Origin of the sequence: Streptomyces prasinopilosus (genome assembly GCF_001419695.1) — a bacterium.
In the GTDB taxonomy this organism is placed as follows: Bacteria; Actinomycetota; Actinomycetes; order Streptomycetales; family Streptomycetaceae; genus Streptomyces; species Streptomyces prasinopilosus.
This window is the reverse complement of sequence record NZ_LIRG01000025.1, coordinates 1-11,688: the sequence shown is the minus strand read 5'-3', so window position 1 is coordinate 11,688 and position 11,688 is coordinate 1. Positions and strand designations below refer to the sequence as shown.

The following is an 11,688-nucleotide window of genomic DNA, read 5'->3' as shown; positions in this document are numbered from 1 at the left end:
GGCCCACACCCCGGACTGGTAGAAGTTCGCCAGACCCGGCAGCCCCGGCCCGTGCTTCTTGATCTGCTCCTCCAGCGTCTCCCCGCCCTCCACGAAGGGCTGCCAGCCCAGGACCGTCCCGTCGTGGTTGCCGGTGTACCGGACCTGGGTGAGGGGGCTGGACACGTCGCGCACCGCGATGGATTCCCGCAGCCCGGGGAAGCGCTCCTCCAGGAAGTCCACCAGGGTGTCGCGGACCTGGTGCTTGGCCCGGTAGTACCCCCGTCCGTGGCGGACCGGCAGAGTGTGCAGCTGCCTGCCGCCCCGGCTGCGGGTGGACTGCTCGGGCCCCTCGTCCAAGGCCCGCCAGGGCGCGATGTCGCAGAAGTAGGTGGCGTAGACGACGCTGGTCCCGGGCGGGGAGAGCTCCGGGTAGTGCCGGTCGCGGAACTGGACGTTGATGCTCGGATGGCGGATCCCGGTCAGCCGGGCGGCCCGGTCCTCGGTGAGCAGGTAGGTGGTGCAGGGATCCGCCTCCGGGAAGGTCCGCCGCAGCCCGAGGAAGAGCGTCACGTATCCGGGGAAGACCATGCCGGGCCGGTGGATCGTCTCCGTGTAGAGCCGCCGGTAGGTGTCGTCCAGGTAGCGCCCGCCGAGGAACCTGATCATCGTCGTGTACCCGTCGCACGCCGAGACCACGATGTCCGCGTGCAGTTCCCTGCCGTCGCTCAGCCGCACTCCGACGGCCCGGTCGTCCTCGACGAGCACCTCCTCGACCTTGGCGTTGTACGTCATCCGGCCGCCGAGCCGCCGGTAGCGGGCCTCGATGGACCGTGCCAGGCCCAGCGAACCCCCCTCCGGCACGCCCGCCGAGAGGTTGGCGTGCGAGGCGAGCTGGAACTGCGTGGGCAGCACCGGGAACCCCGGGTGCCGCTCGTAGAGGACGAACTCGAACGCCTGCCGCAGCAGCGGGTCCCGGAACCGCGCCGCGTAGTCGGACATCAGGACCGAGAGGGTCTTGCGGACCGCGTTGGCGTACGGGAGGAAGGAGGCGAGCATCCGCCAGCGCTCCCGGCGGCTCATCAGACCGACCGGTTCGAGGAAGGGGTAGACGGCCAGCGCCTTGCGGAAGGCGCGCAGATGGTCGCAGAACTCCCGGATCCGCCGGGCGTCGGCGGGGGAGATCCCGGTCAGGTGCGCCTGGAGCCGGTCCGGGTCGGAGTAGAAGTAGACGGCCCGGCCGTCCGTCCCGCGCACCACGTTGAAGACGTCGAAGTGGCGGACCTCCTTGCCCTGGAGGGCGCCCAGCTCCAGCCAGATCCGGTGCATCTCGTTGCCCGGTCCGCTGCCCAGCATCCAGCTGACGCAGGCGTCCAGGGTGAACTCGCCGCGCTCCCAGCCGGTGCAGCAGCCGCCGGGCAGGTCGTGCATCTCCAGCACCTGGGAGCGGTAGCCGTTCATCTGGGCGTAGCAGCCGGTGGACAGGCCGCCCAGCCCGGCCCCGATGATGATCATGGACTGCCGGCCGCCCCGCGCGGGCGCCGTCCGCCTCCGCCGTCCGTTCATCGCGCACCCCCGCCCTCGCGGGCCGACCAGCGGTCCAGCTGCGGCAGCCGGCCCAGCTTGCCCGCATGCCAGGGCTCGGCGTCCTCGCTCTCGTGGGCCCTGAACGGCATGCCCAGCTCGTCGCACAGGTACTGGACGGCGAACCGGCCGGTGGAGGCGGCCCGGATCAGGCCGCCCATCCCGACCCACTGGCCGGCCATGGAGAAGCCGGACAGGCCGGGCAGCCGCATCCGTTCCTTCCCGACCAGCCGTGAGGCCACGTCGTCGGCGTCGGAGAACGCCTTCCACGCCAGGATCGAACCGCCGTGGTTGCCGGTGTAGCGCCGGGTCGTCGCCGGGGTCGCGACGTCCACCAGCTCGATCCGCCCGGCCGTCCCGGGCCACTTCGCGGACAGGAAGGCGCGCACGAAGTCGGCCACCCGCTGCTTCTGCGCCCGGTAGGCGCCGCGGTCCCGGCGGCGCAGACCGGCCCAGTGCGCGTAGTCGCTGAAGTAGGTGCAGTGCACCACCGACCGGCCCGGCGGGGCGAAGCCGTCCGCGTACCGGGACCGCAGCTGGACGACCAGGCTGCTCTGCAGCGCGCCCGGCAGCCGGGCCGCCTCGCCGGGACGCAGCAGATAGGTCGTGCTGTGGGCGTCCTCGGCCGGCAGGTCGCCGCGGACACCGACGAAGGCCGACACCACCGCGGGGAAGAGGGTTCCGGGACGCTCCAGCAGATCGGTGTAGAGCCGATCGATCACCGGCCCGGTGTACCGGCCGCCGAGCAGGCCGTGGACCGTGGTGCGGCCGTCGCAGGCCGAGACGACGTGGTCGGCGTAGTAGCGTCGGCCGTTGCGGAGCTGCACGCCGATCGCCCGGTCGCCGGAGACCAGGATCTTCTCGGCCCGGGCCCGGTAGTCGATCGTCCCGCCGAGCCCGGTGTACCGTTCCTCGACGGAACGGGCCAGCCCCAGCGAACCGCCCTGCGGGAAACCGGCGTTGCCGTGGTAGGCGCTCGCCATGTTGAAGAGGTAGGGCAGCAGGGGGAAGCCCTCCGGGTCCTGGAAGAAGATGTTCCTGAACGCCCTGCGCAGCAGCGGGTCCTCGAACCGGTCGGCGAAGCGGTGCATCGGGGTCGCCGCGGTGCGCCAGAACAGCCGGAAGGCCGGCAGCACCGTGCGCAGCGTCGCCGCCCGCTCGCGGACGGTCCGCAGTCCGGGCGCGGTCAGGAAGGGGTACAGCTCGATCCCGGTGAACCGCCGCAGGTCGCGGCAGAACGACCGGATCGGCCGGGCGTCGGCGGGGGAGACCCCGAGCAGGTGCCGCTCCAGCCGGTCCGGGTCGTTGTAGAAGGACACCGACCGGCCGTCCTCGTCGACCACCCGGTTGAACAGGTCGAAGTTGGTGACGGTCTTGCCGTCCAGCGCCCCCAGCTCCCGCCAGATCTGGTGGGCCTCGTTGCCGGGGGCGGTGCCGATCAGCCACTCGATGCAGTAGTCGAAGAGGTAGCCGTCGCGTGACCAGGCGGTGCAGCAGCCGCCGGGCAGGACGTGCTTCTCGAGGATCCGGCTCCGCATCCCGCTCATCTGGGCGTAGCAGCCGGTGGACAGGCCGGCCACCCCCGCGCCGATCACGAGGACGCGGGGCGGGCTCCCGGCCGGGCGTTCGGGACGTTCCCAGACGGTGTCGGACTCCGGCCGTCCCGGGCCCGCCCGGTCCGGCTCCGGGCGGCGGGGGCCCGTTCGGGCCGGCTCCGCGCGGCGGGCGTCCGGGTGGTCCGCCCGGGTGCGGAGGAGGCCCGCGGGGTCCGGGTCCGCGCGGAGGGTGCCCGCGGGGTCCGGATCCGCCGGGTGCGGGTCCGTGCGCGGTGCGGTGGTCGGGTCAGGCACGGTCGTCCCCCTCGGCCGCGGCCAGCAGGCGGCGCACCAGCGCGGCGTTGCCGGGCAGATGGACTGCGTCCAGCATCTCGGCGTGGGTGCCGAAGCCGCGCAGCACCGGCGTGGCGGTGGTGGAGCTGCCGTGCCAGGAACCGGGCACGCCCTCGGCGTACAGGTCGGCCTTCTCCTCGTCGGTCACCACGGCGACGGGGGCGGTCAGCGTCCGGGTGTTGGGAGTGCGGCCGCAGAACCGCAGGTACTCCGCGGCGTGTTCGAGGAGGGTGCGGGTGACGGTGTCCGAACCGGTGTGCCGGTGCAGATGGCCGCCGAGTTCCGCCTCGAACGCCTTCAGGACGTTCTCGTCCGGCTCGTACGCCCGCAGGGCGCGGCGCGAGTCGAGTATCACCACCCGCTCCACCTCGCGGCCCCGGTCCTCGAGTTCGGCGGCGACCTCGAAGGCCAGGTTGCCCCCCAGGGAGTAACCGAGCAGACGGCAGGGGGCCGCCGGCTCGGCCGCCTCGACCAGGTCGGCGTACCGTGCCACCTTGTCGTCGCCCGGGAGGTAGTTGAAGGCGATGATCCGGTGCTCGGCCAGCTCGGCGGCCAGCCCCCGGTAGACGAGGCCGTGGCCGCCCGCCGGGGGGAAGCAGAAGACCGGGTGTCCGGCGTCCGGGTTGAAGGTCAGATGGGGGAGCTCCTCGGCGGTCGTCCCGGTGACGCGCTCCTCCAGGGCCGTGGCCATGCCGTGCAGGGTCGAGGCCCGGTAGAGGGCGCTGACCGGGACGGCGACGCCGAACTCGGTGCGCAGGAGGTGGATGAGCTCGATCAGCTTGATCGAACTGCCGCCCAGGGCGAAGAAGTCGTCGTTCAGTCCGGCCCGGTCCACCCCGAGCAGGGCTTCCCAGTGGCGGGCCACACCGGTCTCGTAGAGGGTGACCGGCGGCTCGTACGCCTCGGGCCGGTCGCCGCCGCCGGGCGCCGGCAGCGCGCGCAGGTCGACCTTCCCGTGCGCGGTCAGCGGCAGGGCGGGGACCTCGACGAGGTACGAGGGCACCATGTAGGAGGGCAGGGACTCGGCGAGCCGGCGGCGCAGGGCGCTCCGGTCCAGCGCCCGTCCCGCCCCGGCCACGCAGTAAGCGCACAGGACGTCCTCACCGGTGGCGTCCGGCCGGACCGCCACCACGGCGCCGGCCAGGCCCCCGGACGCCGTCAGGTGCGCCTCGATCTCGCCGCTCTCGATCCGGTGGCCGCGCAGCTTGACCTGGCCGTCGGCCCGGCCCAGCAGGTGCGCCCGGCCCCGGGCGTCCCAGCGTGCCAGGTCCCCGGTCCGGTAGAGCCGCACCGGCCGGGCGCCGGGCCCGCGGCCCAGCCGCCGGGTCACGAACCGCCGGGCGGTCGACTCCGGGTCGCCCGCGTAGCCCAGGGCGACGCCCTCGCCGCCGATCCACAGCTCGCCGGGCACGCCCGGCGGCACCGGTTCGCCGGTGGCGTCGAGGATGTACAGGGTGGCGTGCGGCAGCGGCCGGCCGATCGGGACCGTCATGCCGGGTTCCAGATCGTCGGCCGGACCCTCGAAGAACGCGCTGTCGACGGTCGCCTCGGTGACGCCGTAGGAGTTGAGCACCCGGACGCCGGGGCCGCACAGGGCGCGCAGCCGCTCGTGCTCCGCGGCCCTCCAGGTGTCCGACCCCACCACCAGCAGCCGGAGGAAGTCCAGCCGCTCGCCCTCCCGGGTGCAGTGGTCCATCAGGGCGCGCACGATCGCGGGGACGAACTCGGCGCAGTCCACCCGCTGCTCGCGCATCACCCGGTACAGGCGAGCCGTGTCGAAGACCAGGTCCCGGTCGGCCAGGACGAGGCTGCCGCCCGAGCACAGGGCGCGCACCAGATCGCCCGTGAACACGTCGAAGGAGGGCTGCGCCGTCTGGAGGTGCACGCGGACCTCCGGCGACTCCAGCCGGTAGGCGTCACGCCAGGACCGGTAGGCCGCGGCGAGGCTCCGGTGGCTTACCCGGACGGCCTTGGGGGTCCCGGTGGAACCCGAGGTGTGGATGACGTAGGCGGGTGAGTCCGGGCCGGCCGGGAGCGGGGGGACGGGCCCGGCGGGCGCGCGGTGTCCGGTCCCGTCCAGCTCCCGCAGCGTCACCACCGGGCACGGAGGGTCCACCAGGCCGGTGCCCGCAGCGGAGGGCGCCCCGTCGTGCGTCGCGGTGCCCGGGGAGGGGTGCGCGGGCCGCGCGGACGGCGCCGCCCCCGGCGCGGGCGCGGCGTCCGCGGCCGGCGGGTCGGTGACGACCAGCGCCGCCCGGGCGCCCGCCAGGATGCGGCGCACCCGGTCGGCCGGCTGCCCCGGGTCGACGGGGAGGTAGGCGCCCTGTGCCTTGAGGACCGCCAGCAGGGTGACGATCAGCTCCGGCGACTTGTCGAGGCAGAGCCCGACCACCGTCCCCGGGCCGACGCCCCGTTCCCGCAGCCGCCACGCCCGTGCCTCGGCCCGCCGGTCCAGTTCCCCGTAGGTCAGCGTCCGCGCGGGCCCGTGCGGCGACGGAACCGTGACGGCGACGGCCCCGGGGTGGGCGGCGGCGGCCTCGGCGAAGAGCCGGTGGACGGGCCCGCGGGCCGCGTCGTCGGCCGTGCCGTTCGCGCCGCTCCACTCCAGCAGCAGCCGCTTTCGCTCCTCGGCGCCCAGCATCTCCAGCTCCCGGACCTGGCGGTCCGGGCGGGCCCGGGTCAGGGCGTCCACGAGCCGGGAGTAGTGGTCGGCCATCCGCCGCACCGTGGCAGCGTCGAAGAGGTCGGTGTTGTACTTCAGGACGCACCGGAGGACGCCCTCCGTCTCGTCCTCGTACACCGACAGCGTCACGTCGAACTGCCCCTCCTCCTCGGGCAGTTCGATGTAGTCCAGGCGGTACCCGTACCGTTCGGCGGCCACCTTGTGGGTGAGCAGGATGAACATGGCCTGGAAGACGGCCGAACGGCTCGCGTCGTGTTCCAGCCCCAGTTCGTCCACCAGCAGCACGAACGGGTACTCCTGGTGGTCCAGCCCGTTCAGCACGATGGAACGCACCTGCTCCAGCAGCTCCGCCACGCTCGGGTCCCCCGACAGATCCGCGCACAGCGGCAGGGGGTTGACGAAGTACCCGTAGACGGAGGCGAACTCCTCCCGGGTGCGGCCGGTCACCGGACTGCCCACGATCACCTGGTCCTGGCCCGAATACCGGTGCAGGAGGAGGTAGTAGGCGGCCAGCAGCACCATGAACGGGGTCGCCCCGTGCCGCCTGGCCGCCTCGTGGACCCGGGCGGTCGTCCCCGGGTCGAGCACGAAGAACTCCGAGGCGCCGTTGTGCGTCTGCACCGCGGGGCGGGGCCGGTCGGTGGGCAGGTCCAGCAGCGGCACCTCGGCCGGCAGGTGCCCCCGCCAGTAGTCCAGCATCCGCTGCGCCCCGGGCCCGGCCAGGAAGCGGTTCTGTTCGTTGAGGAAGTCGACGTAGCGGGCCGGCACCGGGGCCAGGGAAGGCTCCCGGCCCTGCCGCAGCTCCCCGTAGACCTCCAGCAGCTCCTCGATGAAGGTGAAGGTCGAGAGGGCGTCCGAGACGATGTGGTGGACCGCCTTCATGATGATCCACCGGTCGTGTCCGCGCCGGAACAGCCGGAACCGGAAGAGGGCGTCCCGCTCCAGGTCGTACCGCCTGCGGTACTCCTGGATGATCGTCTCCTCGATCTCCTCCCACTCCTGTCCCTCGACGTCGAAGAGCGCCAGGTCCGGGTCGAGTCCGGGGCCGATCCGCTGCACCGGCTGCCCGTCGCGCAGGTGGAAGGTGGTGCGCAGGGCCGGGTGGCGGAGCACCAGTCTGCGGACCGCCTCGAACACCAGGTCCGGTTCGAGCTCGGCCCGCACCTCCACGGCTCCGCCGATGTTGTACGCGTATCCGTCCGGGTTGAGCTGTTTGAGGAACCAGAGCGCCTTCTGGTTCTGGGTGAGCGGGTGGTCGCCCTCGTCCGAGAACAGCTCCACGGCCGTCGCGGAGCCGGCACCGGTCTCCTCCTCCAGCAGCCCGGTCAGCCCGTCGTGGAGCCGGCGTGCCAGCTCGCCCACCGGGGTGCCGCTGAGCAGCGCCACCACCGGCAGCGCCACCCCGAACTCCGCCTGCGCCTTGGCCCGCAGTTCCATCGCGAGCAGTGAGTCCAGCCCCAGCGTCCCCAGCCCGGCCGAGACGTCCACCGCCTCGGGCGAGGTCCGCAGGACGGTGGAGACGAGCCGGGTGAACCGTCCGGCCACCAGGGACCGGCGTTCCTCGGGCCCCGCCGCCCGGAAGGCGTCGAGCAGACCGCCGTCCGCCGCGTCCTCCTCGGCGGACGCGGACCGCGCGAGGTCGCGAACCAGGGCGGGCGGCTCGTCGTACCAGGCGAGGAAGGTCCGCCAGTCGGCCACGGTGGCCACCACCAGCTGCGCCGGATCCTGGCCGATGACCCGCTCCAGGACGCCCATCCCGGCGTCCGGGGTCAGCGACACCATGCCCCGGCTGTGCAGGTAGTGCTCGACCAGGCCCAGTTCCTCGATCATGCCGGTCGCCCAGGGCCCCCAGTCCAGGCTGAGCCCGGGCAGGCCGCGGGCGCGGCGGTGGCAGGCGAGCGCGTCCAGGAAAGCGTTGCCGGCCGCGTAGTTGGTCTGGCCCGCGGTGGTCAGCAGCGAGGCGACCGAGGCGAACAGCACGAAGTGCTCCAGCGGCTCGTCCCGCAAGTGGTGGTCCAGCAGCAGGGCGCCGATCGCCTTCGGGTCGTACACGGCGTCGAAGGCGGCCCGGTCCATCTCGGTCACCAGGGTGTCCCGCACCTGGCCGGCCAGGTGGAACACCCCGCGGACCGGCGGCGACCCGTCGGCGCGGTACCCGTCCAGCCAGGACGTCAGCGCCTCCTCGTCGGTGACGTCCACCGGGACCGGCACCGGCTGGGCGCCCCACGCCTCCAGCTCCTCGACCAGGGCCACCGCCCGGCCGGACGGCGACGCCGGGTCGGTCCCGGGCCACTCGGCGCGCGGTGGCAGCGGGGACCGTCCCATCAGGATCAGCCGGCGGGCGCCACGGCGCACCAGGGTGCGGCAGAGCAGCCGGCCCAGCGCGCCGAAGGCACCGGTGACCAGGTAGCTGCCGTCCGCGCGCAGCCGCAGGGGGAGCGGTCCGGTCAGGCCGTCGGCGGGGCGCAGGCGGCTGGTGGCGCGGCGCTCGCCCCGCAGTCCGATCTCCTCCTCGTCGGCGGTCCGGAACTCGCGCAGCAGGATCTCGGCCTCCGCCGCGGGGTCCGCCCCGGCCGTCGGATCGAGGTCGATCAACTTGCCGCGGTGTGCCGTGAGTTCCTGGTGGCGCAGGACGCGGGTCACGCCCCAGGCGGGCGCTCCCAGCGGATTCAACGGCTCGCCCGGGGTGACGGGCTGCGCCCCCCGGGTCACGACGTGCAGCCCGCAGGAACCGGCCCGGGCCCGGAGCACCTTCGCCAGGACGACCAGGGAGTACGCCCCTTTGTCCCGCGCGTCGGCGAGTGCGGTCGGCGAGCACCCGTCCACCGGAGGCAGGTCCAGGTTCCACAGGTGGACCACCGAGCCCCGGAACGGCGCGCCTTGGGCGTCCAGCACCCGCTCCAGGTGGCCGGCGTCCCCCGGAACGACGTGGAAGGTGTCGCCGGCCGGGTCGGACGCGTACGCGGTCCCCGCCCGGACCAGCCGGCAGCGGTGGCCGTGGGCCCGCGCCAGCGCGGCGAAGGCGTCGCCGAGGCCCTGCTCGTCGGCCAGGACCAGCCAGTCCCGGCAGGCGTCGGCGGCCCCGTCCGGCCCTTCGGCGAGGTGCTGCGGGGCTTCGACGGCCGACGGGACCCCGGCGGGACGCGGGGCCCCGGCCGCCTGCGGGGCCCCGGCGTCCCCGGCGGCGGGCTCGTCCCCGGCCGGCCCGGTCACGGCGGGTGTCCCGGTCCCCGCGGGCCCGGCCTCCCACGGGCGGTCCACCCAGACGGGCACCGTCAGCCAGGAGTCGACGGTGGACCGCGCGACCGTGGCCGACGCCTGCTCGACGTCCGCCGCGCGCAGTCCGCGCAGCCGGCCCAGCGCCGTTCCGTCCTCCGCGTACAGGGCGAGGTCGCCGACCAGTTCGGTCGCGTCGTCGCGCGTCACGGTGGCGTGCGCCCAGAGCGTCCGGTCGCCGACCGGGGCGAGGCACATCTCGTCCAGCGACAGCGGCAGCCGGATGCCGGCGCCCGCTCCCCTGCCCGGAGCGGGTTCCGGGCCCGCGTCCGGGGCGGTGTCCGTGTCCGTCCCGGTGTCCGTCCCGTCCGCGCGCGGCAAGGTCCCCGCGGGGATCCGCGGCGTCAGCAGGGACTGGAAGCAGGCGTCGAGGAGCACCGGGTGGATGTGGTGCCCGGCGGCGTCACCGACGCCCTCGGGCGGGGCGACGCGCGCCAGCACCTCGCCGTCACCGATCCAGACCTCCTGGATCGCCCGGAACGCCGGCCCGTAGTGATAGCCGAGCGCCGCCAGCCCGGCGTAGCACTCGGCGCGCCCCAGCCGGCGCCCGCTGCGCCGCTGGACGGAGGCCGGGTCCAGCGGCGGGCCGGCCGCGAGCGCCTGGCCGGTGCGCAGGACGCCGCGGGCGTGCACCACCGGTTCCGCTCCCGGCCCGGCCGTACTGCGCACGGTGAAGTCCGCGGTCTCCGGGTCCACCGACAGGTGGACCGTCCGGGCCTCCTCCTCGCTGAGGAACAGGGCTCTGCGCAGCTCGATCCCGGCGAGCGTCGCCCGGGCGCCCCCGGTCAGCGCCTTCACCGCCTGCGTCGCCATCTCCAGGTAACCGGCGGCGGGGAACACCACGGCGTCCTGGATGCGGTGGTCGGCCAGGTAGGGCAGCCGTTCGGTGTCCAGCACGGCCTCCCAGACGGTCCCCGAGGGATCGGTGCGCCGTCCCAGCAGCGGGTGGTCGAGCAGGCCGAGCCGGACCCGCGCCACCGGCTCCGGCTCCGTCCAGTGCCGCTCCCGCCGCCAGGGGTAGCGGGGCAGCGACACCGGGGCACCGTCCGGCTGGAGCACGTCCCAGTCGACGTCGACACCGAGCGTGTGCAGGGTCGCCAGCGAGACGGCGAAGCGCTCGGACTCGTCCTCCTCGCGCCGCAGCGAGGGCACGGTGACGGCGGCGCGGCCCTGTGCCTCCAGGCACTCGCGGATCGAGTGGGCCAGCACGGGATGCGGTCCGACCTCCAGGAACAGCCGGTGGCCGTCGTCCGCCAGACGGTCCACGGCCGCGCGGAAGGCGACCCGGTCGCGGACGTTGCGCCACCAGTACCCGGAGTCCAGCACCACGTCGTCCGCTGTGCCGGCCATGCCGGTGAGCTGCACCGGGACCCGGGCGGGCCGGGGGGCGAGCCCGTCCAGCGAGGCGAGCAGCTCGTCCTTGATCAGTTCCATCCGAGCGCTGTGGTAGGGGACCCGGACGTCGAGCCGCTTGGCGAAGACCTGCTCGGCCCGCAGCTCTCCGGCCAGCCGGGTCAGTGCCTCCGTGTCCCCGGCGAGGGTGACCGCCGTGGGGCTGTTGACGGCGGCGACGCACACCGTTTCCCCGTACGGACGCACCCGGCGCTCCGCCTCCTCCTCGGACAGCCCGAGGGCGAGCATGCCGCCGGTCCCGGCCAGGGTGTGCTGGAGGCGGCTGCGGTGGACGGCGATGCGGACAGCGTCCTCCAGGGAGTAGACGCCCGCCTCGTAGAAGGCCGCGATCTCCCCGGTGCTGTGTCCGACGACGGCGTCCGGACGGACCCCGCGGGAGCGCCACAGTGCGGCGAGGCCGACCTGGAGGGCGAAGTTGGCGGGCTGGGCGAGCCAGGTCTCGGCCATCCGGGAGGAGCCGGCGTCGGCCGTCATCTCCTCCAGCAGGGACCAGCCGGCGATCCGGCGGACCTCCCGGTCGCAGGCGGCGACCGCTTCCCGGAACACCGGTTCGTCCTCCAGCAGCACCCGGCCCATGCCCCACCACTGCGGTCCCATGCCGGTGAACACCCAGACCAGCCCCTGACGGCCGGGTTCCGTCCGGCGGTTCTGCACGACCCTGGGGTGCGGTTCGCCCCGCAGGTGGGCGTCGAGTGCCTCCGCCAGGTCCTCCCGGGAGGTGTGGACCACGCACAGGCGCGACTCGAGGTGCTGGCGGCGGTGGGCCAGCGTGTGGCCCAGGTCGGCCAGGCCGACCGCCGCTCCCGGGCCGCCGTCGAGCTCCCGGCGGATGTTCGCGGCGAGATCGGGGAGGGCGTCGGGGTG

The 11,688-nt window shown here is 74.4% G+C and carries 3 protein-coding genes; all 3 read right to left on the bottom strand.

Annotated features, from left to right (window positions below; genetic code table 11):
• Nucleotides 1–1,494, bottom strand: a 1,494-nt coding sequence (locus tag AOK18_RS01615) for a phytoene desaturase family protein (protein WP_099048820.1), incomplete at its 3' end; no start/stop codon positions are given.
• A 47-nt stretch (nucleotides 1,495–1,541) separates the two neighbouring features.
• Nucleotides 1,542–3,413, bottom strand: coding sequence for a phytoene desaturase family protein (locus AOK18_RS01610; protein ID WP_240503016.1), 1,872 nt, complete (start codon nucleotides 3,411–3,413; stop codon nucleotides 1,542–1,544).
• Nucleotides 3,406–11,688, bottom strand: an 8,283-nt coding sequence (locus AOK18_RS01605) for a non-ribosomal peptide synthetase (protein ID WP_055693080.1), incomplete at its 5' end; no start/stop codon positions are given. The genes AOK18_RS01610 and AOK18_RS01605, both read right to left, overlap by 8 nt.